The following is a 22,954-nucleotide window of genomic DNA, read 5'->3' on the forward strand; positions in this document are numbered from 1 at the left end:
TGCGCGGTGTGTGCGGTGGAAGGGGAAGCGGAAGAGTCAGGTGCGGAGCTTGAGGGACTGCATGATCACCGCTGACATCTCCTCGACGCTCTTGGTCGACGAGTTCACGAACGGGATGTGGGTGCGCCGGTAGAGGTCTTCGGCGCGGCGCAGCTCGAGGGTGCACTGCGCGAGGCTCGCGTACGTCGAGTCGGGCCTGCGCTCGTGGCGCACCTGGCTGAGTCGCAGCGGCGTCGTGGTCAGCCCGAAGCAGCGCGCCGCGTAGGGGGCGATCGCTCGCGGCAGTCCCTCGGTGGGAAAGTCGTCGTCCGTCAGCGGGTAGTTCGCCACGAGCAGTCCGTACTGCAGCGCCAGGTACATGGTCGTCGGCGTCTTGCCGCAGCGCGATGGTGCGACGATCAGCACGTCGGCCTGATCGAGGGCGCGCATGCTCTGCCCGTCGTCGTGCTCGATGGCGTACTCGACCGCGCGCATCCGCGCGAAGTACTGCTCGGTGTCGCCGACGGTGTGGAACGAGCCGAGCTGTTCGGATGCCGTCGTGCCGAGCGCCGCCTCGAGCTCGGTGAGATGGCCGCTCAGGAGGTCGATGTGGGTGGCGCGAGCACCACCGAGCGTGCGTGCGACCGCGGGCGAGCGCACGGTGTGGAACACGATGGGCTGCATCCCGGCATCCGCTGCCCTGTCGATCTCGCGGGCGACCGCGGCCGCACCCTCGGCCGAGTCGACGAACGGCACGGTGTGATGGCGGAAGGAGACGCCCGGGAAGTTGACAAGCAGGGCGCGGCCCAGCGTCTCCGCGGTGATGCCCGTCGAGTCGGAGACGAAGTAGGCGGCACGGGGCGTCGTCACACGGCCCTCCTCGTCGTCTCGGCGGTCCCCGACGGCGGATCGGGGGTCGGTCCCATGACCGATTGCTCCGAGACTACGAAAGATGCGGCATACCTCTGCGCGTATCAGCGCGAAAGAATGGTCATTCTTGACGCTGTGGCAGAAAAGAAGAGGGGCGGATGCCGCAATCCCTGCGGCATCCGCCCCCTTCCCGGCGCGGCGGGACGTGCACTCAGATCTGAGAGCGCGGCCCCGGCTCGACGATCTTGTTGAAGCCGGTGACCGGCTGGTTCTCATCGAACGACACCACGGGGCGACGGAAGCCGCGGGTGAGGATGACGAGGTACACGAGCCCGAGGCCGGTCCAGATGAGGCCGACGGTGAGCGCGTGGTCGTCGAGGTTGACCCACAACAGTCCCGTGAGCGCCATGCCGATCGCGGGCATCACGATGTAGTTGAAGATGTCGCGCGGGGTGCGACGACGTCCCTGGCGAACGGCGAACCAGGCGATCACCGAGATGTTCACGAACGTGAACGCGATGAGGGCGCCGTAGTTGATGTAGTCGACGATCTGATCGAGCGTGAACGCGATGGCCGCCAGGCTCACGATGCCGACCAGCACCACCGTGAACGCCGGCGTGTGGGTGCGCGGGCTGATGTAGCCGAAGAAACGCTTCGGCAGCACGCCGTTGCGGCCCATCACCAGCAGCATGCGGGCGACCGACGCGTGCGAGGCGAGCCACGACGCCAGCGTGGCGGCGAAACCCGCCGCCGTCAGCACCGACTGCAACACGATGCCGCCCACCTGCGAGCCGATCTCCGGCAGCGTCGAGTCGGCGATCGCCTCGGGCGGGAACGCGTCGCTGGACGGGAAGCGCAGCTGCGTGAAGTAGGCCGCGACGAGGAAAATCGCGCCGCCGACCAGCACCGTCAGCAGGATGGCGCGCGGCATGGTCTTCGGGTTCTTCGCCTCCTCCGCGTACATCGTGACGGCGTCGAAGCCGATGAACGAGAAGCAGACGATGGTCGCGCCGGCCAGCACCGCGCCGAACTCGACCTCCGGGTGGAAGAACGGCTGCACCGAGGCGACCGTGCCCGCGCCAGCGCCCTGCACCAGCTGCACGATGACCATGACGACGAACACCGCCATGACGACGATCGAGAAGATCAGCAGGATCATGTTGACGTTGGAGGTGCCGCGCATCGTCAGGTAGATGATCCCGGTGACGGCCGCGGTGAAGCTCACGACCCACACCCAGCCGGGGATGTCGGGGAAGAGCGCCTCCATGTAGCTGCGGAGGATCAGAGCGTTGACCATCGGCAGCAGCAGGTAGTCGATGAGTGACGTCCAGCCGACGAGGAACCCGAGACTCGGGTGCATCGATTCGCGGACGTACGTGTACGCGGAGCCGGCGCTCGGGATGACCCCGACCATCTTGCCGTAGCTGATCGCCGTGAAGCCCATGACGACGAGGGCCAGGGCGTACGCGGCGGGCACGACGTTGTTGGTCTCGACGGCGACGTTGCCGAAGGTGTCGAACACGACCGTGGGTGTCATGTAGCCGAGGCCGAGGCCGACGATCGACCACACCCCCAGCGAACGGGCAAGGGTGGCGGAGCGAGAGGATGCCGACGTGGCGGCGAGTGACTCGTTCGTGATTCCTCCTGATGATGAGGTGTTTCGGGTGCTCGAAATACTAGGGTCGGCCTGTTTCGTTTGTGTAGCGTCGCCGTCACCGCTGATGACGCGTCGGCGCCATGTTCGGACGATTCGACCGAGGATCGTCCGTTCGCGGACGAAGGGTGCGGGCTCAGACCCCGCGCAGCCCGTCCGTGCGCTCGAAGATGAGGCTCGTGTTGGTCGCCGCGACGATCGAGTGCGTGGAGAGGTGGTCGGTGACGAAGGAGCGCAGGTCGGCGCTGTCGCGCCCGCGGAAGTGGATCACGAAGTCCTCAGCGCCGGCGACGTAGAAGTACTGGGCGACGTCGGGGTGGGTGCGCAGCTCCTCGGCGAACCGGGTCAGCTGCGCGCGCGCCCCGGGGCGGATCCGCACCGAGACGAGCGCCTCGGTGCGATAGCCCAGCGCGGCGGGGTCCACGTCGACCGTGAAGCGGCGGATCACCCCGCGGGAGACGAGCCGCGAGATGCGCGCGTGCACGGTGGATGCCGCCAATCCCAGCGTCGCGGCGAGGCGGCTCAGCGGCTGGCGGGCGTCGCTGCGCAACTCGTCGATGAGTCGGAGATCAGCGGCATCCATCGACGTATCTGCGGAAGAAGCGGCCATGTGCCGAGCATAGTTCGATCGGAGTGACTGATTTCACTGAATCTTCGGATGCTCTTGTCGTGCATCGAGCGGGCTGACATCGTGATCGCGCTGCACCGCTCCACTCCCCTTTCCGCGGACCATTTTGAAGGAGTCCCGCCCATGATCATCGGTGTTCCCGCAGAGATCAAAGACAGCGAGCGCCGCGTCGGCATGACGCCCACCGGCGTCGACGAGCTCTCGGCGCACGGTCACCGTGTGCTCATCCAGAGCGGCGCCGGCGTCGGGTCGGGCTTCAGCGACGACGCCTACCGTGCCGCGGGAGCCGAGATCGTCTCCGAGGCCGCCGACGTCTGGGGCGCCGCCGACCTGCTCGTCAAGGTCAAGGAGCCCATCGCACCGGAGTACGGCTTCCTCCGTAAGGACCTGACGCTGTTCACCTACCTGCACCTGGCCGCCGCCCCGGCGCTCACGCAGGCGCTCCTTGATGCCGGCACCACCGCGATCGCGTACGAGACCGTGCAACTGCCCGACCGTTCGCTGCCCCTGCTCGCGCCCATGAGCGAGATCGCCGGGCGACTGTCGGTGCAGGTCGGTGCGCAGCAGCTGCTGGGCCCGGCCGGTGGCCGCGGCATCCTGCTCGGAGGCGTCCCCGGCACCCCGCGCGGGCGGGTCGTCGTGATCGGCGGCGGCGTCGCCGGCACCCACGCCGCGCAGATGGCCGTGGGACTGGGGGCACACGTCACGATCGTCGACCTGTCGATCCCGCAGCTGCGCCGCCTCGACGAGCGTTTCGACGGCCGTGTGGACACGCGGGTGTCGACCCGTTCGACCATCGCCGACCTCGTCGCCGATGCCGACCTCGTCATCGGCTCGGTGCTGGTGCCGGGCGCGGCGGCGCCCAAGCTCGTCACGCTCGACATGGTGGAGCGGATGCGCCCGGGCTCGGTGCTCGTGGACATCGCGGTCGATCAGGGCGGCTGCTTCGAGGGCACGCACGCGACCACGCACACCGACCCGACCTACCGGGTGCACGATGCGATCTACTACGCCGTCGCCAACATGCCCGGGGCCGTGCCGCTGACCTCGACCCTTGCGCTCACGAACGCGACGCTGCGCTACACGCTCGCGCTCGCCGACCTCGGCACCGACGCCGCGCTCGCCGCTGACGCCTCGCTGGCGGCGGGCCTGTCGATCCGCGGCGGCGAGGTGATCGACACCCGCATCCTGGCCTGACGAACGCCGCAGATACGAACGAACTCCGCATCCGATCACGCGATCGGATGCGGAGTTCGTCGCATTCTGCGGAGCTCGTGATCCGGGTCAGAGCCGGGCCCAGGCCTCCGTGAGCACGGAGCGCAGGATCTGCTCGATCTCGTCGAACTCGGCCGGGCCGATGGTGAGCGGCGGGGCGAGCTGGATCACGGGGTCGCCGCGGTCGTCGGCGCGGCAGTAGAGCCCCGCGTCGAACAGCGCCTTGGAGAGGAAGCCGCGCAGCAGCCGCTCGGACTCGTCGTCGTCGAAGGTCTCCTTCGTGGCCTTGTCTTTGACCAGCTCGATGCCGAAGAAGTACCCGTCGCCGCGCACATCGCCGACGATGGGCAGGTCGAGCAGCTTCTCGAGCGTCGCGCGGAACACGGGCGAGTTCTCGCGCACGTTCTCCAGCAGCTTCTCCTCCTCGAACACATCGAGGTTCTCCAGCGCGACGGCCGCCGAGACGGGGTGTCCGCCGAAGGTGTAGCCGTGCGGGAACGACAGGTCACCGTGCGCGAAGGGCTCGTAGACGCGGTCGTTCACGATCGTGCCGCCCAGCGGCGCGTAGCCGCTGGTGACGGCCTTCGCGAACGTGATCATGTCGGGCTGGTAGTCGTAGGCCTGAGCCCCGAAGTAGTGGCCGAGGCGTCCGAAGGCGCAGATCACCTCGTCAGAGACGAGCAGCACGTCGTAGCGGTCGCAGATCTCGCGCACCCGCTGGAAGTAGCCGGCCGGGGCGGGGAAGCAGCCGCCGGCGTTCTGCACGGGCTCGAGGAAGACGGCGGCGACCGTTTCGGGTCCCTCGAACTGGATCATCTGCTCGATGCGGTCGGCGGCCCACAGGCCGAACTCCTCCGGCGTGCCGCCGCCGAAGCCGGACTCCGCGGCGCGGTAGTAGTTGGTGTTCGGCACGCGGAAGCCGCCCGGGGTGACCGGCTCGAACATGTGCTTCATGACCGGCAGGCCGGTGATCGCGAGGGCGCCCTGCGTCGTCCCGTGGTACGCGATCGCCCGGGAGATGACCTTGTGCTTGGTGGGCTTTCCCTGCAGCTTCCAGTAGTGCTTGGCGAGCTTGAACGCGGTCTCGACCGCCTCGCCGCCGCCGGTGGAGAAGAAGACGTGGTTGAGGTCTCCCGGTGCGAGGTTCGCGATACGGTCGGCGGCTTCGATGCCCGACGGGTGGGCGTACGACCAGAGCGGGAAGAAGGCGAGCTCCTCCGCCTGCTTCGCGGCGGCCTGGGCGATGCGGCGGCGGCCGTGGCCGGCGTTGACGACGAACAGGCCGGCGAGCCCGTCGATGTAGCGCTTGCCGCGCGAGTCCCAGATGTGGTGGCCCTCGCCCTTGACGATGATGGGCACTCCGGGGCCCTCGGTCATCACCGACTGGCGTGCGAAGTGCATCCAGAGGTGGTCGCGGGCCTTGGCCTGCAGGTCGGCGTCGTCGATGGTCATCGTGTCCCCCAGTTGTAGAGCTGACGGTGGAGTTTGAGGTAGACGAAGGTCTCGGTCGAGACCACCTCGGGAAGGGCGCGGATCTGCTCGTTGAGCAGGTCCATGAGGTCGTCGTCGTTCTCGCAGACGACCTCGACGAGCAGATCGAACGATCCCGCCGTCGACACCACGTAGCTGATCCCCGGCAGGGTCGACAACTGCGCGGCGATGCCGCGGGTGTCGCCGGCGATGCGGATGCCGATCATCGCCTGACGGGCGAAGCCGAGCTGGAGTGGGTCGGTGACGGCGACGATCTGCATCACGCCCTGGTCGACGAGCTTCTGCACGCGCTGACGCGTCGCTGCTTCGCTGAGACCGACGGCCTTCGCGATCTCGGCGTACGGTCGGCGCCCGTCCTCTTGCAGCTGCTCGATGATCGCTTTGGACGCGGCATCCAGGGTCTGTCGACGCGAGGGCGCGGTTTCCGTCGTTTGGGGCATGATCGGCGACGATATCAATCGCCGCAGTGAATAATCAAGACTGAATCAGAAGTTCGCGACGGACGCCTGCCCGCCGCGCCCCGCCCCTCCGACCTCACTGGATTCGGAAACGTGCAGCAGAATCGGATGCCGTCAGCCGCCGCCGCCGCATCCGTTGACGTCCGCCGCATCCGTTGCGGCCGCCCGGTCAGCGCATGGTGTCGAGGATGCCGGTGAGGTCCTCGAACGTGGTGCGGGGGTTCAGGATCGCGAACCGGGCGTTCGCGCGGCCCTCGTGGCTCGACGGCGTGACGAAGGCGTGCTGCACGTCGAGCAGGCGCTGCGACCACGCCTCGTAGTCGGCGCGCGTCCAGCCGTCGCGCTCGAACACGACGACGCCCAGTTGCGGCTCGCGCACGAGGGAGAACCCGGGCCGAGCCGCGATCTCGTCGGCGATCCGCCGGGCGAGCACGATCGAGGCGCTGACCGCCTCGCGGTAGGCGGCCGCGCCGTGGGTGGCGAGCGAGAACCACAGCGGGAGTCCCCGGGCGCGGCGGGTGAGGTGGGCCGCGTAGTCGGACGGGCTGTAGTCGGAGCGGTCGGTCAGGGTGTCGAGGTACTCCGCGTGCTGCGTGTGCGCACGCCGGCCCTGCTCGGGGTCGCGGTAGATGAGAGCGCAGGCGTCGAAGGGGGCGAACAGCCACTTGTGCGGATCGACGATCACCGAGTCGGCCTGCTCGACGCCGGCGTACAGGTGACGGGCGAGGGGTGACAGTATGCCGGCGAGGCCGTAGGCGCCGTCGACGTGCAGCCAGATGTCGTGGGCGTGGGCTGCCGCCGCGACGCCGGCGATGTCGTCCACGATGCCGAAGTTGGTCGAGCCGGCGGTCGCGACGACGGCGAACACCCGCTCGTGCACGTCGGCGAGCACCTCCGCGACGGCGTCGCCGCGCAGCACCCCGTCGGCATCCGTGGGCACCGTGATGACATCGACGTCCATGACCCGCGCCGCCGAGGCGATCGAGGAGTGCGCCTGCGAACTGCAGACGACCGCCCAGCGGGTCGGCGCGGCGGCGCCGGTGTCGGCGCGGTGCGCGCGCGCCGCTTCCCGCGCGGCGACAAGGGCGGAGAGGTTGCCGAGCGTGCCGCCCTGCACGAAGACGCCGCCCGCGCTCGCCGGCAGACCGAACTCGTCGGCGAGCCAGCGCAGCACCTCGTTCTCGGCGTGCACGGCGCCGGCGCCCTCCAGCCAGGAGCCGCCGTAGAGTGCGCTCGCCGACACGACGAGGTCGAACGCCGCCGCCGCCTTCGTGGGCGCGGTCGGGATGAAGGAGAGATACCGCGGGTCGTCGGTCGTGATGCAGGCCGGGGCCAGGACGTGCGTGAACACCCCGAGTGCGCGCTCGGCGCCGACCCCCTCTTCGGAGATCGTCCGCCCCGCCAGTCGGCTGAGCTCGGCGGCGGGCAGCGGCTTGTCGAGCGGCGTGTCCTGCGCGAGCAGGCGTTCGCGGGAGTAGTCGAGCACGAGGTCGACGATGCGGCGCGTCTCGGGGGTGACATCGTGCATGCGGGCGGCGTCGGTCATGTGCGGTCCTTCAGTGCGGGGGTGCGCGGCGGCACCGGTCGTTCGGGGGTGAGCGTCTCGATCGCGCAGCCGAGGCGCAGGAGTGCGACGTCGTCGCCCGCGCGTCCCGCGATCGTGAGGCCGATCGGCATCCGGATGTCGTCCATGAGCCCCATCGGCACCGTCACGGTCGGGATGCCGAGGTGACGGATGGCGAGGTTGCCGTTCGCGACCCAGACGCCGTTGCGCCAGCCGAGCTCGGCGGAGGCCGGGTTCACGTCCATGTCGGCGGGTCCGACGTCGGCGACGGCGGGGAAGACGACCGCGTCGAGCCCGAGGCCGGCCATCCATTCCTCCAGGTCGACCCGCCGGGTGCGCTCCAGGCCCCTCAGCCCCTCTTCGAGCTCCGGCATGTCGCGCCAGGTCATTCCGGGGTTCTCCCGCACCCAGTCGGGGTAGGTCGCGATGTCGTCGTCGAACCCGGTGTAGCGGTCGGGGAGCGCCCCCTCGGGGTGCGGGAAGATCCGTGCGCCGTCGACGTTCGTGAGCGAGGACAGAGCGGGGTCGCCGTTCGCGGCGAGGAAGTCCTCCCACGCCCACGCCGACAGGTCGACGATCTCGCGCCGCAGGTAGGCGGGCGAGACGAATCCGCGCGTCGCGATGGTCGGTGCTTCCGGCCGGTCGCCCTCGTAGGTGCTGACCACGGGGAAGTCCACCTCGACGACCTCGGCGCCCGCCGCCTCGAGGGACGCCCGCGTCTGCTCCCACAGCGCGATGATCGACGCGCGGGTCTGGATGCGCTGGCCGGTCGGGCCGCCGATGCCCGGGGCGGGGGAGGTTCCGGCATTCGGGTCGGCGTTGATGTACATCCGGGGGATGCCGAGGCGCAGGCCCGCCACCGACGCGCCCGCGCCGAGCGCACGGTAGTCGTCCGGGCGCACGGCGGACGGCGCCGGCAGCGGGATCCACGGCTGTGTGCGCCAGAAGTCGCCGCGGGTGTCGGGGTCGTCCGCGACGATCACGTCGAGCACTTCGAGCAGGTCGGCCATCGTCCGGGTGTGGGGGACGACGACGTCCATCGTGGGCACGAGCGGCCAGTTGCCGCGCGTGGAGATGACGCCGCGCGAGGGCGTGTAGGCGCACAGCGCGTTGTTGCTCGCGGGCCCGCGGCCGCTCGACCACGTCTCCTCGCCGAGTCCGAACGCCGCGAAGGATGCCGCCGTCGCCGTGCCCGACCCGTTCGACGATCCGGAGCCGAACGGCGCGGTCAGCCAGTCGGCGCCGTACGGGCTCTCCGCCCGTCCGTAGACGCCGCGCTGCATGCCGCCGTTGGCCATCGGTGGCATGTTCGTGAGTCCCAGGCAGATCGCCCCACCCGCCCGCAGGCGCTCGATCGTGAACGCGTCGCGCTGGGCGACCAGTTCGGCGAAGGCGGGGGAGCCCGCCGCGGCGGTGAGTCCCCGCACGAGGTAGCTGTCCTTCGCCGTGTAGGGGATGCCGTCCAGGGGTGAGAGAGTCTTGCCGCGGGCGCGACGCTCGTCGGATGCCGCGGCTTCCGCGAGCGCGTCGGGGTTGCGGACGACGACCGCGTTCAGGGCGGTCGCGGTGGCGGGTCCGTCGTAGGCATCGATGCGCGCGAGGTAGGCCTCGATGAGTTCGACGGCCGTCGCACGCCCGTCGTCGAGGGCGGCGCGCAGCTCGGCGATCGAGGCGTCGACGACGTCGATCACGAGGTCACCCCGCGCGGCAGGGCCGGCTGCTGCTGCGTGATGCAGTGGATGCCGCCGCCGCGCGCGAAGATCGGGCGGGCGTCGACCGTGACGATCTCGCGCCCCGGGTAGGCGTCGGCGAGGATCGCGCGGGCCTCGGCATCCGCTTTGTCCTCGCCGAAGCCGCAGGCGATGACGCCGCCGCCCACGACGAGGTGGTTGACGTAGCTCCAGTCGACGAAGCCCTCGCCGTCGCGCAGGGTCGCCGGCGCGGGCAGCTCGACGACCTCGAGACGGCGTCCGGCGGCGTCGGTCTGAGTGGCGAGCAGCTCGCGGAGCGCGGCACTGACGGCGTGGTCGGGGTGCGCCGCGTCGCGCTGCGTGTGCAGGAGCACGCGACCGGGGGAGGGGAAGGTCGCGACGATGTCGACGTGGCCGTTCGTGCCGAAATCGTCGTAGTCGCGGGTGAGGCCGCGCGGCAGCCAGATCGCCGTCGTCGTGCCGAGGGTGCGGGCGAGCTCCGCTTCGACGCGCGCGCGATCGGCGTAGGGGTTGCGCCGCGGGTCGAGCTGCACCGTGTCGGTCAGCAGCACCGTGCCCTCGCCGTCGACGTGGAAGCCGCCGCCTTCGGCGACCAGGGTCGAGGAGATGAGTTCCGCGCCGACCTCGGCCGCGACGATGCGGGCGTGCTCGGCGGAGCGTTCCCAGCGTGCCCAGTCGTGTGCGCCCCAGCCGTTGAAGATCCAGTCGACCGCGCCGAGGACGCCGGGGCGCTCGTCGTCGATCACGAACGTCGGGCCGTGGTCGCGCATCCAGAACTCGTCGACGGGCGCTTCCAGGACCGTGACGTCACCCGGCAGCATCCTCCGGGCGCGCGCGAGCTCGGACGGATCGACGACCATCGTCACCGGCTCGAAGCGGGCGATGGCCGCGGCGACCTCCGTCCACGCCGCGTAGCCCTCTTCGCGCTCGGCGTCGGTGTCGCCCAGGGTTGGTCCCTCCACGGGGAAGGCCATCCACGTGCGCGCGTGCGGCGCGGTCTCGCTCGGCATCCGCCAGCTCATCGGCATCCTCGACTCTCGTGCGGTCCTGGAGTAGCTTATTGATCACATGATCAACTCATCGGAGGGTAGCGAGCCGATGCCGCAGACGTCAACCACCGGGCGCGCACGATTGAGCGCCGAGCAGCGCCGGGAGCAGATCGCGGGCGCTGCGCGCGAACTCGCGCTCGCCGACGGGCTGGATGCCGTGACGCTGCGTGCTGTCGCGACGCGCATCGGCGTGGCCTCGGGGTTGGTCGCCCACTACATCCCGAGCATGGACGACCTGGTCGCCGACACCTTCTTCGACATCGTCGCCGGCGAGCTCGAGGAGGTGCGGGCGTTGCTTCCCGACGCTGCCGCTCCCGTGCGGATCGGCGCGCTGCTGCGGACGACGCTGGATCCCGCACGCCGCGACGTCACCCTCGTCTGGGTGCAGGCGTGGGCACTGGGCACGCGCAACGCTCCGCTCGCCGAGCGGGTGCGCGCGGCGATGGACGCCTGGCGTGCGCTGATCGCGGAGGAGGTCTCTCGGGGGATGGCGGCCGGCGTCATCCCGGCGGGTGACGCAGAACCGCTGGCCTGGCACCTGCTCGCCATGATCGACGGACTCGGCGCGCACGGCCTCGTCGGCTGGGGCGCGGGTATCGATCCGGTGTCGCCCGTGCTCCGTGCCGCGGCGGGACTGCTCGGCGTCGAGGTCGGTGCGTTCAGTCCAGACTCGCCATGACGTGCTTGAGGCGGGTGTAGTCCTCGAAGCCGTAGACCGAGAGGTCCTTGCCGTACCCGGAGTGCTTGAAGCCGCCGTGGGGCATGTCGGAGACGAACGGGATGTGCGCGTTGATCCAGACGCAGCCGAAGTCGAGGTCGCGCGAGAACCGCAGCGCTCGCGCGTGCTCGCGGGTCCAGACGGATGCCGCGAGTGCGTACGGCACCCCGTTGGCCAGCGCGAGCGTGTCCTCCTCCGACGTGAACGGCTGCACCGTGAGCACCGGGCCGAAGATCTCCTGCTGCACGACCTCGTCGTCCTGGCGGACGCCGGTGACGATCGTCGCCTCGAAGAAGCAGCCGGTGTCGCCCTGCCGGCGCCCGCCGATCGCGATCGACGCGTGCGACGGCAGCCGGTCGACGAACCGCTGCACCCGCGCGAGCTGGTCGGGGTTGTTCACCGGGCCGAAGAAGGCCTCAGGGTCATCCGGCGCGCCCGTCTTCGCGTGATCGCGGGTGTGGGCGACGAGCTTCGCGATCAGCTCGTCGTGCACCGCGGCATCCACGAGCACGCGCGTCGCGGCCGTGCAGTCCTGGCCGGCGTTGAAGAACGCGGCCTCCACGATGCCGCGCGCGGCCCGATCGAGGTCGGCGTCGGCGAACACGAGCGCCGGCGCTTTGCCGCCGAGCTCGAGGTGCACGCGCTTGAGGTCCCGCGCGGCCGAGGCGGCCACCTGCATCCCGGCGCGCACCGAGCCGGTGATCGCGACGAGCTGCGGGGTGGGGTGCTCGACCAGCATCCGACCGGTCTCCCGATCGCCGAGCACGACGTTGAGAACCCCCGCGGGAAGGATCTCGGCGGCGAGCTCGGCGAGGCGCACCGTGGTCTGCGGCGTCGTCTCGCTCGGCTTCAGCACGACGGTGTTGCCCGCCGCGAGGGCAGGACCGATCTTCCACACCGCCATGTTCAGCGGGTAGTTCCACGGCGTCACCTGCGCGACCACGCCGATCGGCTCGCGGCGGACGTACGACGTGAAACCCTCCGCGTACTCCGCCGCCGCCCGCCCGTCGAGGTCGCGGGCCGCGCCCGCGAAGAAGCGGAGCTGGTCCACCGACTGCACGATCTCGTCGGCGACGAGGCTCGCGCGCGGCTTGCCGGTGTCCTGCGACTCCAGATCGGCGAACTCCTCCGCGTGCGCCTCCAGCGCATCCGCGAGGCGGAACAGCAGCAGTTGGCGCTGGGCGGGCGTCGTCCGCTTCCACGTGTCGAAGGCGCGGGATGCCGCCGCGAACGCGGCATCCACCTCCGCCGCCGTCGAGACCGGAGCGTGGCCGTAGACCTCGCCGGTCACGGGGCTCACGAGCGGCAGAGTCGCACCCGATGACGCGACCGGCACGCCGTCGATGATGTTGCGGAGCACCGCTGTCGACGCGGTCACGACGCCACCTCGGCGTCGGTGACCTCCAGCGCGCGGTCGATGACGTCGAGGCCGCGCACCAGATCGTCCTCCGAGATGATCAGCGGCGGCGCCACGTGCACGCGGTTGAAGTGCGTGAACGGCCACAGGCCCGCCTTCTTGCACGCCGCCGCGAACGCGGCCATCGGGGCGGCATCCGCCCCCGACGCGTTGAACGGCACGAGCGGCTCGCGACTGTGCCGGTCGCGCACGAGCTCGATCGCCCAGAACAGGCCCAGACCGCGGACCTCCCCGACCGACGGATGCCGCTCGGCCATCTGCTCCAGTCGCGGGCGCACGACGCGCTCGCCGAGGTCGCGGACGCGCTCCAGGATGCCGTCGCGGCGGAAGACCTCGAAGGTCGCCACACCCGGGGCGCAGGCCAGCGGGTGGCCGGAGTAGGTCAGCCCTCCCGGGAAGGAGACCGTGTCGAAGTGCGCGGCGATCCGGTCGGAGATGACGACGCCGCCCAGCGGCACGTAGCCCGAGTTCACGCCCTTCGCGAAGGTGATGAGGTCGGGCACGACGTCGAAGTTCTCAAACCCCCACCAGGTGCCCAGGCGCCCGAAGCCGACCATGACCTCGTCGGCGATGTAGACGATGCCGTAGCGGTCGCAGAGCTCGCGCACTCCCGGCAGGTAGCCCGGCGGCGGGATCAGCACGCCGTTGGTGCCGACGACCGACTCGATGATGATGGCGCCGATGGTCGAGGCGCCTTCCAGGATGATCGTCTGCTCGAGATGGGCGAGCGCACGCTCGGCCTCCTGCTCCTGCGAGTCCGCGTGGAACGGCGACCGGTAGGCGTACGGGCCGAAGAAATGCACGACCGAGGCGTCGGCCGGCTCGTTGGCCCACCGGCGCGGGTCGCCCGTGAGGGTGATCGCGGTCGAGGTGTTGCCGTGATAGCTGCGGTACATCGCCAGCACCTTGCGCTTGCCGGTGACCAGGCGCGCCATCCGGACCGCGTTCTCGTTGGCATCGGCCCCGCCGTTGGTGAAGAACACCTTCGAGAAGCCGTCGGGAGCGATCTCGCTGATGCGGCGCGCCAGTTCGCCGCGCGTGGCGTTGGCCATCGACGGCTGGATCGTGGCCAGCCGCCCCGCCTGCTCCTGGATCGCCGCGACGAGGTCGGGATGCTGGTGGCCGAGGTTGAGGTTCACCAGCTGCGACGAGAAGTCGAGGTAGCGGGTTCCCGCGTAGTCCCAGAACGTCGCGCCTTCGCCTCCCGCGACCGGCAGCGGGTCGATGAGCGCCTGCGCGCTCCACGAGTGGAAGACGTGGCTGCGGTCGTCGCCGCGGACGGCGGCGTCGGCCGCCGGGTCGGCGATCGGGTCGATGGTGCTCATGATGTCTCCTCCGGATGCCGCGGACTCAGTGGTTGCTCGGGAAGCCGAGGCTGATCTGGCTCTCGCTGGGGTCGGGCCAGCGGGTCGTCACGACCTTGCTCCGCGTGTAGAAGTGGATCGACTCCGGGCCGTAGATGTGCGAATCGCCGAACAGGGAGTTGCGCCACCCGCCGAACGAGAACGCGCCCACCGGCACCGGGATCGGCACGTTGATGCCGACCATACCGACTTCGATGTCGAACTCGAACTGGCGGGCGGTGCCGCCGTCGCGCGTGAACACCGCGGTGCCGTTCGCGAACGGACTCGCGTTGATGAGAGCGACCGCCTCGTCGTACGTCGCGACGCGGGCGACGGAGAGCACGGGGCCGAAGATCTCCTCGTCGTAGACCTTCATGCCGGGGGCGACCCGGTCGACGAGCGAGACGCCGATGAAGAAGCCATCGCCCTCGAAGCGCTGTGCGGTGCCGTCGACGACGACCGTCGCGCCCTCCGCGGCGGCGCCGGCGACGTACGAGGCCACCTTGTCGCGGTGCTCGCGGGTGATGAGCGGTCCCATCTCGCTCGCGGCATCCGTGCCCGGCCCGATGGTCAGCCCGGCGATGCGCTCCGCGACCTTCGCCACGAGGGCGTCGGCGACGTCGTCTCCGACCGCGACGAGGACCGAGACGGCCATGCAGCGCTCACCGGCCGACCCGTAGGCGGCCGAGACGGCGGCGTCGGCCGCGGCATCCAGATCGGCGTCGGGCATGACGACCATGTGGTTCTTCGCGCCGCCGAGGGCCTGAACGCGCTTGCCGGCCGCGGCGGCCCGCTCGTAGATCGAGCGGGCGATCGGGGTCGAGCCGACGAAGCTGACGGCACGGACGGTGGGGGAGTCGAGGATCGCGTCGACGGCCACCTTGTCGCCGTGCACGACGTTGAGGACACCGGCGGGAAGGCCCGCCTCCTCGTACAGACGCGCCAGGAAGAGGGCGGCGGAGGGGTCCTTCTCGCTCGGCTTGAGGACCACTGTGTTGCCGCAGGCGATGGCGGATGCCGTCATCCACAGCGGCACCATCACCGGGAAGTTGAACGGGGTGATCGCGCCCACGACGCCCACCGGCTGCTTCACCGAGTGCACGTCGACGCCCCGCGACACCTGTTCGGCATGCTCGCCCTTCAGCAGGTGCACGAGCCCGGCGGCGAACTCGACGTTCTCGATGCCGCGGCTGATCTCGCCCTTCGCATCCGAGAGCACCTTGCCGTGCTCGGCGGTGATGATCGCGGCCAGCTCGTCGGCGCGTTCGACCAGCAGGTGGCGGAGGCGGAAGAAGACGTCCGCCCGCTTGATGAGGCTCGTCGCGCGCCAGGCCGGCAGCGCCGCCGCGGCCGCCGCGATCGCGGCATCCGTCTCGGCGGTCGACGCGAAGGCGACCTCGGCCTGCACGGCACCGGTCGCGGGGTCGTAGACGGGGCCGGTGCGTTCGGTCGATCCGACGGACTGGCCGGCGATGTGATGACGGATGAGGTCCATGAGTGCTCCTGTTCGGACAGTTCGACCGGGTCGTGACATGCTTATGCTGACGGAGCACAGGGGGGAGACGCAGGTGTCTGATCGTCGCGATGTGGACGGTTCTCGGACAGAACGTCCGGCCGCCGTTCTGCCGACCGTCTCCGAGGTGCTGGCCCTCGACGCCTTCGCGCCCGGCGCGCCGGTCGTCGTCGTCGTCGGCGGAGCCGCGTTGGAGGCGCCCGTGCGCTGGGTGCACGTCTCCGACAGCGCGGATGTCGCGCGGCTGCTCGAAGGCGGAGAGCTGCTCCTGTCCACCGGTTCGGGATGGCCGGACGATCCGCGACGGCTGGCGCACTTCGTCGCGCAGCTGGCCGAGGTGGGCGCTGCGGGCATCGTGCTCGAGCTGGGCGCCCACTACCGCTACGTGCCGGCGGTGCTGGCCGATGCCGCACGCAGCGCCGACATCGCGCTGATCGTGCTGCACCGAGAGGTGAAGTTCGTCACCATCACCGAGGCCGTGCACCGCCGGATCATCGCCGACCAGACGGCGGCTCTGGAGGCCCGCGACGCGGTGCGCACCCTGTTCACGGGACTTGCGCTGCGCGGGGCGCCGACGGAGTTCATCGTCGAGCAGGTCGGTCTCACACTGGCCGCCCCGGTGGTCTTGGAGAGCGTCGGACACGAGGTCGTCGTCGCCCACGTCGGCGGTGCCACCGAGACCCGCACGCTCCGCGACTGGGCGCGTCGGTCCCGCGCCGCCGCCTCGGCACCCGACCGGGAGGGGCGCACGATCGTGCCGGTGGAGGCCCGCGGCATCCGCTGGGGATGGCTCGTGGCGCTGCCCGGCGCCGCCCACCTCGCCGGACGCGACGCCGTGCTCGAGCAGGCGGCCACCGCGCTCGCCCTCGGCAGGCTCGCCGATCCCGGCGGCGAGGAGTGGTCGCGGCTGGGGCGTCGGCGCGTGGTCGACGCGCTGATCGACGGACGATTCACCAGCCTGTCCGCGGTGGCGGCGCGATTGGATGCCGCGGGCATGCCCCTCGTCGGCACGGTGGCCTTCGCGGCGGTCGCCCTCGTGTCGTCGGGCCGGGGCGGCGACGCGGTCACGGTCGCGGCCGCCGCCGACATCGCCGCCGCGGCGGTCGGCGCGCGGGTCGTGTGCGGCACGAGCACGACCCTCGACGACGGGTCGGCGCTGGTGCGCACGCCGCTGATCCTGGCGGTCGCGGGCCGCGCGACGAGCGCTGCCGACAACCGTGCCGACGCCTTCGCCGTCGCACTCGAAGACGCCTTGCGGGCGGGGTCGACGTCGGCGCGGGCGCGGGTCGTGCTCGGCCCGGGCGCGGTCATCCCCGCGCTCGAGCCCGCGGCCGCGTACGAGCGCGCGGTCGGAACGCTCGTCGCGGGCCTTCGCGAGACGATCGACCTCGTCGGTGCCGACGACAGCTTGCGCGGTGCTTCCCGCCGCGGCGCGGACGGCCGGCGCGTGGCCGAGCGTCCCCTCACCCGGGTGGTGGCGGCGCTGCGCGACGATCATCGCCTCGTCGCGCACGCGGAGCGGATGCTCGATCCGGTGCTGGCCGACGGTCGCGCTCGGGGCGGCGACCTTCTCGAGGTGCTGACGGCGCTGCTCGCGCATCCGTCCAACCGCACGGCGGCCGCCGAAGCGGCGCACCTGTCGCGGTCTGTGTTCTATCAGCGCATCGCCCTGCTCGAAGACCTTCTCGGCGTCGATTTCGACGATGGGGAGCAGGTCGCAGCTCTCCATGTCGCCGTGCTGACCCATCGGCTGCACGCGGCCGGGTGAATCCGCACGCGGTTGGCGCCTTCTGTATGCATTAGGGCGCCGAAAGTGGTCATCTCTTCCTCGCAGCCTCGCTGATGTATACACTATGGGTGTCGAGAGGAGACCGCGTGCGTGCCAGTGACCGTGCCTACCGGGTGCTCCTCGACGAGATCCAGTCCGGCGATCTGGCGCCCGGCACGGTGCTCGCCGAAGTCGAGCAGTCCGTCCGCCTGGGCGTCAGCCGCACGCCGCTGCGCGAAGCACTCGGGCGCCTCCTCGCCGACGGCCTCGTCGTGCAGCCGTCGCCGCGCCTCACGGTGGTCAGCGACATCGATGCCGGCGACATCCGCGAGCTCTTCGAGGTGCGCCGCGCCCTGGAGGAGACGGCCGCGCGCCTCGCCGCCGGCGGGGCAGAGGGAGCGCTGTTCGCAGCGTTGGCCGGTGAGTTCGCCCGCACGGATGCCGCCGCCGACCCCGACGCCTACTACGCGCTCATCGCGCGCTTCGACGAAACGCTCGACGCGGCCGTCGCCAACGACTACCTGACCGCGGCCCTGAAGACCGTGCGCACCCACCTCGTCCGGGTCCGCCGGCTCGCGCGCGACAATCCGGCGCGGCTCGCGGCATCCGTCGCCGAGCACCGCCTGATCGCATCCGCCGTCGCCGCAGGCGACGCGGAGCTCGCCGCGCACGCCACCCACGTCCACTTGCACAACGCGCTCGTCGCCATCCTCGCCTCGTTGGAAGGAACCCCATGACCGTCATCCACCACGTCCGTGTGCACCGGAGCGAAGAGAACCTCGCCCGCGAAGACCAGCTCGCACACAAGATCGCCGAGGTCGCCGCCGACCCGGTCGCCGTCGAGCCCGCCGTCGTCGAGATGATCATCAACCGCCTCATCGACAATGCGTCCGTGGCGGCGGCATCGCTCACCCGGGGCCCCGTCACCGCGGCGCGCGCCCAGGCCCTCGACCACCCGGTCTCGCGGGGAGGTTCGGGTGCGACGGTGTTCGGCGAGCCGAACGAGGTGCGCACCAGTCCCGAGTGGGCGGCGTGGGCGAACGGGGTGGCCGTGCGCGAGCTCGACTACCACGACACCTTCCTCGCCGCGGAGTACTCGCACCCGGGCGACAACATCCCGCCGATCCTCGCCGTCGCCCAGCATGTCGGCGTCGACGGCGCGGCCCTGGTGCGCGCCATCGCGACCGGCTACGAGATCCAGATGGACCTCGTGCGCGCCATCAGCCTGCACAAGCACAAGATCGACCACGTCGCGCACCTCGGTCCGTCGGCGGCCGCCGGCATCGGCACCCTGCTCGGGCTCGACGCCGACACCATCGCCCAGGCCGTCGCGCAGGCGCTGCACACGACCACGGCCACTCGTCAGTCCCGCAAGGGCGAGATCTCCACGTGGAAGGCGCACGCCCCCGCCTTCGCCGGCAAGATGGCGGTCGAAGCCGTCGACCGGGCGATGCGCGGGCAGACCTCCCCGTCGCCGATCTACGAAGGCGAGGACGGCGTCATCGCATGGATGCTCGATGGCAAGGATGCCGCGTACGACGTTCCGCTTCCCGCGCCCGGCGAGCCCAAGCGTGCGATCCTCGACTCCTACACGAAGGAGCACTCCGCCGAGTATCAGGCGCAGGCGTGGATCGACCTGGCCCGAAAGCTCCACGGCAGCCACCCCGAGCTCGCCGACCCGGCGAAGGTGGAGAGCATCGTGCTGCACACGAGCCACCACACCCACTACGTGATCGGCTCGGGAGCGAACGATCCGCAGAAGTACGACCCCCAGGCCTCCCGCGAGACCCTCGACCACTCGATCCCGTACATCTTCGCCGTCGCGCTGCAAGACGGCGGCTGGCACCACGTCGACTCGTACCTGCCCGCTCGCGCCGCCCGCGAAGACACGGTGGCGCTGTGGCACAAGATCACGACGGCGGAGGATGCCGAGTGGACGCGTCGCTACCACTCCGAAGACCCGGACGAGAAGGCGTTCGGCGGCCGCGTGGAGATCCGACTCACGGACGGCTCGACGCTCGTCGACGAGATCGCCGTCGCGGACGCCCATCCGCTCGGGGCGCGCCCGTTCGCCCGCGCCGACTACGTGCGCAAGTTCCGCCTGCTCGCCGAGCCCGTGCTCGCCCCGGCCGAGATCGAGCGGTTCCTCGCCCTCGCCGAGCGGCTGCCCGACCTGACCGCCGACGAGGTGCGGGAGCTCAACATCGTCGGCCGCGACGGCGTGCTGGCCACGGCGGCGAGCCCGAAGGGGCTGTTCTGATGCTGTACAGCCAGACCCCGGCATCCGAGAAGCGGCGCGTCCTGCGCGAGCGTCTGCGTGCGGGGGAGTTCGTGCGCTTTCCCGGCGCGTTCAATCCCCTGTCGGCGCGGCTCATCGAGCAGAAGGGCTTCGAAGGCGTCTACATCTCCGGGGCCGTGTTGAGCGCCGACCTCGGCCTTCCCGACATCGGCCTGACGACGCTGACGGAGGTTGCCGGGCGCGGTCAGCAGATCGCCCGCATGACCGAGCTTCCCGCGATCATCGACGCCGACACCGGCTTCGGCGAGCCGATGAACGTCGCCCGCACCATCCAGACCCTGGAAGATGCGGGGCTGGCGGGCACCCACATCGAAGACCAGGTGAATCCGAAGCGCTGCGGTCACCTCGACGGCAAGCAGGTCGTCGACACCGGCACCGCCCTCCAGCGCATCCGCGCCGCGGTCGACGCCCGCCGCGACCCGAACTTCCTCATCATGGCGCGCACCGACATCCGTGCCGTCGAAGGCCTGGACGCCGCCATCGATCGCGCCAAGGCGCTCGTGGATGCCGGGGCCGACGCGATCTTCCCCGAGGCGATGCGCGACCTGAGCGAGTTCGCGGCCGTGTGCGCCGCCGTCGACGTGCCGGTGCTGGCGAACATGACCGAGTTCGGCAAGAGCGACCTGTTCACCGTGGACCAGCTCCGGGGCGCGGGCGTGCAGATCGTCATCTGGCCCGTCTCGTTGCTGCGGATCGCGATGGGCGCGGCATCCCGTGCGCTGGATACGCTGAACGACGAGGGGCATCTGACCTCGCGTCTGGGCGAGATGCAGCACCGCGCCGACCTGTACGACCTGATCGACTACGAGTCGTACAACCATTTCGACTCGGACGTCTTCAACTTCCAGATCACGAAGGAGTGACATGAGCGACCAGCAGATCCAGCCCCAGATCCACAAGGGCCTCGCCGGTGTCGTCGCCGATGCGACCGCCATCAGCAAGGTCAACCCGGAGACGAACTCACTGCTCTACCGCGGCTACCCCGTGCACGAGCTGGCCGCCACGCAGTCCGCCGAAGCGGTCGCGTACCTGCTGTGGAACGGCGAGCTTCCCACCGACGACCAGCTCGCCGAGCTGCGCGCGACCGAGCGGCAGCACCGGGCGCTCGCCGACGACGTCAGGGCCGTCATCGACCTGACCCCGATGGATGCGCATCCGATGGACGAGGCGCGCTCGGCCGTGAGCGTCCTCGGTGCGCGCGATCTCGCCGGCACCGGGTCGGTGCTCGACGCGAGCGGCTCTCGCGAGGAGAACCTGGCCCGCAGCATCCGTCTGTTCGCCGCCCTCCCCGCGATCGTCGCGTACGGTCAGCGTCGTCGCCGCGGACAGGAGCTCATCGCCCCGCGCGACGACCTCGACTACGCGGCGAACTTCCTGTGGATGACCTTCGGCGAGGAGTTCGACCCGGTGGTCGTCGACGCGTTCAACCGCTCGATGATCCTGTACGCGGAGCACTCGTTCAACGCGTCGACCTTCACGGCGCGGGTCATCACCTCGACCCTCAGCGACCTGTACTCGGCCGTGGTCGGTGCGATCGGTGCGCTCAAGGGACCGCTGCACGGCGGTGCGAACGAAGCTGTGCTGCACATCTTCGACGAGATCGGCGATGCCGACAACGTGGCGCCCTGGCTTGATCGAGCCCTCGCCGACAAGCGCAAGATCATGGGCTTCGGTCACCGCGTCTACAAGCACGGCGACTCGCGCGTGCCGACGATGAAGGCCGCCCTCGACACGCTCATCGCCTACTACGACCGCCCCGATGTCGAGGCGCTCTACGCGACGCTGGAGCGCGAGTTCGTCGCCCGCAAGGGCATCTACCCGAACCTCGACTACCCGTCGGGTCCCGCGTACAACCTGATGGGCTTCGACACCCTGACCTTCACCCCGCTGTTCGTCGCGGCGCGGGTCGTCGGGTGGACGGCGCACATCATGGAGCAGGCGGCATCCAACGCGCTCATCCGTCCGCTGTCGGCCTACAGCGGCGTGGACGAGCGTCACATCGAGGGGTTCGTCGACGAGGCCGGCACCTCGACGATTTCGCTGCGCGCCGCCGAAGCCGAGGGCTGAGCGCTCATGCGTTCCGCCGTCATCGTCGACGCCGTCCGCACCCCGTCCGGCCGCGGCAAGCCCGGTGGCGCCCTCAGCGGCATCCATCCCGTGGACCTCGCCGCCTCCGTGCTGCGGGCGACGCTCGAGCGCAACGGCCTGGAATCGGCGCAGATCGACGACGTGCTGCTCGGCTGCGTCAGCCAGGTGGGTGCGCAGACGATGAACATCGCGCGTCAGGCGGTGCTCGCCGCGGGATTCGATGAGCGGGTTCCGGCGACGACGATCGATCGGCAGTGCGGGTCGAGTCAGCAGGCGGCGCAGTTCGCGGCGCAGGGTGTCATGGCCGGCCAGTACGACATCGTCATCGCCGGCGGCGTCGAATCCATGAGCCGCGTGCCGCTCGGGGTCGCGGCGTCGGTGGCCGGCTCGCCGTTCTCGCCGGGCCTGCACGCCCGCTATCCCGACGGGCTCGTCAACCAGGGCGTGTCGGCCGAGCTGATCGCGGCGCGGTGGGGATTCTCGCGCGAGGAGCTCGACGCGTTCGCCGCCGAGTCGCACGAACGCGCCGCCGAAGCGCAGGCCCAGGGGAGGTTCTCCTCGCAGGTGCTGTCCATCGACGGTGTCGAGGTCGACGAGACGGTGCGGGCGGGAACCACCGTCGCGGGGCTGGCCGCGCTGGCGCCGTCCTTCCGCACGGACGCGATGGCCGAGCGCTTCCCGGAGATCGCGTGGCGGATCACGCCGGGCAACTCCTCGCCGCTGACCGACGGTGCCTCCGCGGTGCTCATCATGAGCGAGCAGAAGGCGCTCGAGCTGGGGCTGACGCCGCGGGCGCGCTTCCATGCCTTCGCCGTCGTCGGTGACGACCCCCTGATGATGCTGACGGGCCCGATTCCCGCGACGCGCCGCGTGCTCGAGCGCAGCGGGCTGACGATCGACGATCTCGACGCGTACGAGGTCAACGAGGCGTTCGCCCCGGTGCCGCTCGCGTGGGCCGCCGAACTCGGCGCGGATGCCGCCAAGCTCAACCCCTGGGGAGGGGCGATCGCCCTCGGGCACGCGCTCGGCTCCAGCGGTACGCGCCTGCTCGGCACGCTTCTCGCGCACCTCGAGGCCACCGGGGGACGCTACGGGCTGCAGACCATGTGCGAGGGCGGCGGCATGGCCAACGCCACGATCATCGAACGGCTGTAGGGGTGGCGTTTCGACTCGCTGCGCGAGGAGCGC

19 protein-coding genes are annotated in these 22,954 nt (G+C 70.6%); 8 read left to right on the forward strand and 11 right to left on the reverse strand.

The window, feature by feature from the left end; all coding sequences use genetic code 11:
* Window positions 1-36 precede the first annotated feature (36 nt).
* The 3 genes from DEU37_RS01375 to DEU37_RS01385 all read right to left on the reverse strand — a co-directional run bounded on the left by DEU37_RS01375 (window position 37) and on the right by DEU37_RS01385 (window position 3,113).
* Window positions 37-849: a pyruvate, water dikinase regulatory protein gene (locus tag DEU37_RS01375; RefSeq protein ID WP_036285625.1), complete on the reverse strand. Its 813-nt coding sequence runs from the start codon at window positions 847-849 to the stop codon at window positions 37-39.
* A gap of 211 nt (window positions 850-1,060) precedes the next feature.
* Entirely contained in the window at window positions 1,061-2,419 is a 1,359-nt protein-coding gene (locus tag DEU37_RS01380) for an APC family permease (protein WP_121188915.1), read from the reverse strand.
* Window positions 2,420-2,639: 220 nt separating this feature from the next.
* Window positions 2,640-3,113, reverse strand: coding sequence for an Lrp/AsnC family transcriptional regulator (locus DEU37_RS01385; protein ID WP_231477218.1), 474 nt, complete (start codon window positions 3,111-3,113; stop codon window positions 2,640-2,642).
* Between the two features lie 141 nt (window positions 3,114-3,254).
* On the opposite strand from DEU37_RS01385, the gene ald reads away from it, so the two are divergent.
* Window positions 3,255-4,328, forward strand: coding sequence for an alanine dehydrogenase (gene ald, locus DEU37_RS01390; RefSeq protein WP_121188916.1), 1,074 nt, complete (start codon window positions 3,255-3,257; stop codon window positions 4,326-4,328).
* An 87-nt stretch (window positions 4,329-4,415) separates the two neighbouring features.
* Here ald and DEU37_RS01395 read toward each other — a convergent pair whose 3' ends face one another.
* From DEU37_RS01395 to DEU37_RS01415, 5 genes are all read right to left on the reverse strand, one after another.
* Window positions 4,416-5,798 carry an aspartate aminotransferase family protein gene (locus tag DEU37_RS01395; protein ID WP_016464143.1) on the reverse strand — a complete coding sequence of 461 codons (1,383 nt, stop codon included), beginning with the start codon at window positions 5,796-5,798 and terminating at the stop codon, window positions 4,416-4,418.
* Complete coding sequence (locus tag DEU37_RS01400) at window positions 5,795-6,277, reverse strand: Lrp/AsnC family transcriptional regulator (RefSeq protein WP_016464144.1); 483 nt, start codon at window positions 6,275-6,277, stop codon at window positions 5,795-5,797. Before DEU37_RS01400 ends, DEU37_RS01395 begins: the two co-directional genes overlap by 4 nt.
* Window positions 6,278-6,464: 187 nt before the next feature.
* Window positions 6,465-7,841, reverse strand: coding sequence for an aminotransferase class V-fold PLP-dependent enzyme (locus DEU37_RS01405; RefSeq protein WP_121188917.1), 1,377 nt, complete (start codon window positions 7,839-7,841; stop codon window positions 6,465-6,467).
* A complete protein-coding gene (locus tag DEU37_RS01410; RefSeq protein WP_121188918.1) occupies window positions 7,838-9,550 on the reverse strand; it encodes an amidase in 1,713 nt (570 codons plus the stop codon). The genes DEU37_RS01405 and DEU37_RS01410 overlap by 4 nt, the downstream gene beginning before the upstream one ends.
* Window positions 9,547-10,593: an agmatine/peptidylarginine deiminase gene (locus DEU37_RS01415; protein WP_121188919.1), complete on the reverse strand. Its 1,047-nt coding sequence runs from the start codon at window positions 10,591-10,593 to the stop codon at window positions 9,547-9,549. The genes DEU37_RS01410 and DEU37_RS01415 overlap by 4 nt, the downstream gene beginning before the upstream one ends.
* A gap of 76 nt (window positions 10,594-10,669) precedes the next feature.
* Here DEU37_RS01415 and DEU37_RS01420 point away from each other — a divergent pair, with 76 nt between their 5' ends.
* Window positions 10,670-11,299 carry a TetR/AcrR family transcriptional regulator gene (locus tag DEU37_RS01420; RefSeq protein ID WP_005047783.1) on the forward strand — a complete coding sequence of 210 codons (630 nt, stop codon included), beginning with the start codon at window positions 10,670-10,672 and terminating at the stop codon, window positions 11,297-11,299.
* Here the strand turns inward: DEU37_RS01420 and DEU37_RS01425 are convergent.
* The 3 genes from DEU37_RS01425 to DEU37_RS01435 are packed head-to-tail and all read right to left on the reverse strand — an operon-like array spanning window position 11,280 to window position 15,593.
* Window positions 11,280-12,716, reverse strand: a complete 1,437-nt coding sequence (locus DEU37_RS01425) for an aminobutyraldehyde dehydrogenase (protein ID WP_121188920.1) — start codon at window positions 12,714-12,716, stop codon at window positions 11,280-11,282. The genes DEU37_RS01420 and DEU37_RS01425 overlap by 20 nt on opposite strands.
* On the reverse strand, window positions 12,713-14,080 hold the full coding sequence (locus DEU37_RS01430; protein ID WP_121188921.1) for an aspartate aminotransferase family protein: 1,368 nt from the start codon (window positions 14,078-14,080) through the stop codon (window positions 12,713-12,715). Before DEU37_RS01430 ends, DEU37_RS01425 begins: the two co-directional genes overlap by 4 nt.
* Window positions 14,081-14,105: 25 nt before the next feature.
* Complete coding sequence (locus tag DEU37_RS01435; protein WP_005047778.1) at window positions 14,106-15,593, reverse strand: CoA-acylating methylmalonate-semialdehyde dehydrogenase; 1,488 nt, start codon at window positions 15,591-15,593, stop codon at window positions 14,106-14,108.
* A 73-nt stretch (window positions 15,594-15,666) separates the two neighbouring features.
* Between DEU37_RS01435 and DEU37_RS01440 the strand changes: the two genes are divergently transcribed.
* From DEU37_RS01440 to DEU37_RS01465, 6 genes are all read left to right on the forward strand, one after another.
* On the forward strand, window positions 15,667-17,379 hold the full coding sequence (locus DEU37_RS01440) for a PucR family transcriptional regulator ligand-binding domain-containing protein (protein ID WP_310790667.1): 1,713 nt from the start codon (window positions 15,667-15,669) through the stop codon (window positions 17,377-17,379).
* Window positions 17,380-17,486: 107 nt separating this feature from the next.
* On the forward strand, window positions 17,487-18,116 hold the full coding sequence (locus tag DEU37_RS01445) for a GntR family transcriptional regulator (RefSeq protein ID WP_016464152.1): 630 nt from the start codon (window positions 17,487-17,489) through the stop codon (window positions 18,114-18,116).
* Window positions 18,113-19,639, forward strand: coding sequence for an MmgE/PrpD family protein (locus DEU37_RS01450; RefSeq protein WP_121188923.1), 1,527 nt, complete (start codon window positions 18,113-18,115; stop codon window positions 19,637-19,639). Before DEU37_RS01445 ends, DEU37_RS01450 begins: the two co-directional genes overlap by 4 nt.
* Window positions 19,639-20,541, forward strand: coding sequence for a methylisocitrate lyase (gene prpB, locus DEU37_RS01455; RefSeq protein ID WP_121188924.1), 903 nt, complete (start codon window positions 19,639-19,641; stop codon window positions 20,539-20,541). Before DEU37_RS01450 ends, prpB begins: the two co-directional genes overlap by 1 nt.
* A 1-nt stretch (window position 20,542) precedes the next feature.
* The gene (locus DEU37_RS01460) at window positions 20,543-21,745 is read left to right on the forward strand and encodes a bifunctional 2-methylcitrate synthase/citrate synthase (RefSeq protein ID WP_121188925.1); all 1,203 of its coding nucleotides are present in this window, start codon (window positions 20,543-20,545) and stop codon (window positions 21,743-21,745) included.
* A gap of 6 nt (window positions 21,746-21,751) precedes the next feature.
* Complete coding sequence (locus DEU37_RS01465) at window positions 21,752-22,921, forward strand: thiolase family protein (protein WP_121188926.1); 1,170 nt, start codon at window positions 21,752-21,754, stop codon at window positions 22,919-22,921.
* Window positions 22,922-22,954: the final 33 nt, after the last annotated feature.

Origin of the sequence: Microbacterium sp. AG790 (assembly GCF_003634765.1) — a bacterium.
Taxonomy (GTDB): domain Bacteria; phylum Actinomycetota; class Actinomycetes; order Actinomycetales; family Microbacteriaceae; genus Microbacterium.

Coding starts and splice junctions, on each gene's coding strand:
- DEU37_RS01460 (WP_121188925.1), top strand. CDS start 20,543: ATGAGCGACCAGCAGATCCAGCCCCAGATCCACAAGGGCCTCGCCGGT.
- DEU37_RS01415 (WP_121188919.1), bottom strand. CDS start 10,593: ATGAGCTGGCGGATGCCGAGCGAGACCGCGCCGCACGCGCGCACGTGG.
- DEU37_RS01385 (WP_231477218.1), bottom strand. CDS start 3,113: ATGGCCGCTTCTTCCGCAGATACGTCGATGGATGCCGCTGATCTCCGA.
- prpB (WP_121188924.1), top strand. CDS start 19,639: ATGCTGTACAGCCAGACCCCGGCATCCGAGAAGCGGCGCGTCCTGCGC.
- ald (WP_121188916.1), top strand. CDS start 3,255: ATGATCATCGGTGTTCCCGCAGAGATCAAAGACAGCGAGCGCCGCGTC.
- DEU37_RS01465 (WP_121188926.1), top strand. CDS start 21,752: ATGCGTTCCGCCGTCATCGTCGACGCCGTCCGCACCCCGTCCGGCCGC.
- DEU37_RS01450 (WP_121188923.1), top strand. CDS start 18,113: ATGACCGTCATCCACCACGTCCGTGTGCACCGGAGCGAAGAGAACCTC.
- DEU37_RS01430 (WP_121188921.1), bottom strand. CDS start 14,080: ATGAGCACCATCGACCCGATCGCCGACCCGGCGGCCGACGCCGCCGTC.
- DEU37_RS01435 (WP_005047778.1), bottom strand. CDS start 15,593: ATGGACCTCATCCGTCATCACATCGCCGGCCAGTCCGTCGGATCGACC.
- DEU37_RS01400 (WP_016464144.1), bottom strand. CDS start 6,277: ATGCCCCAAACGACGGAAACCGCGCCCTCGCGTCGACAGACCCTGGAT.
- DEU37_RS01420 (WP_005047783.1), top strand. CDS start 10,670: ATGCCGCAGACGTCAACCACCGGGCGCGCACGATTGAGCGCCGAGCAG.
- DEU37_RS01405 (WP_121188917.1), bottom strand. CDS start 7,841: ATGACCGACGCCGCCCGCATGCACGATGTCACCCCCGAGACGCGCCGC.
- DEU37_RS01395 (WP_016464143.1), bottom strand. CDS start 5,798: ATGACCATCGACGACGCCGACCTGCAGGCCAAGGCCCGCGACCACCTC.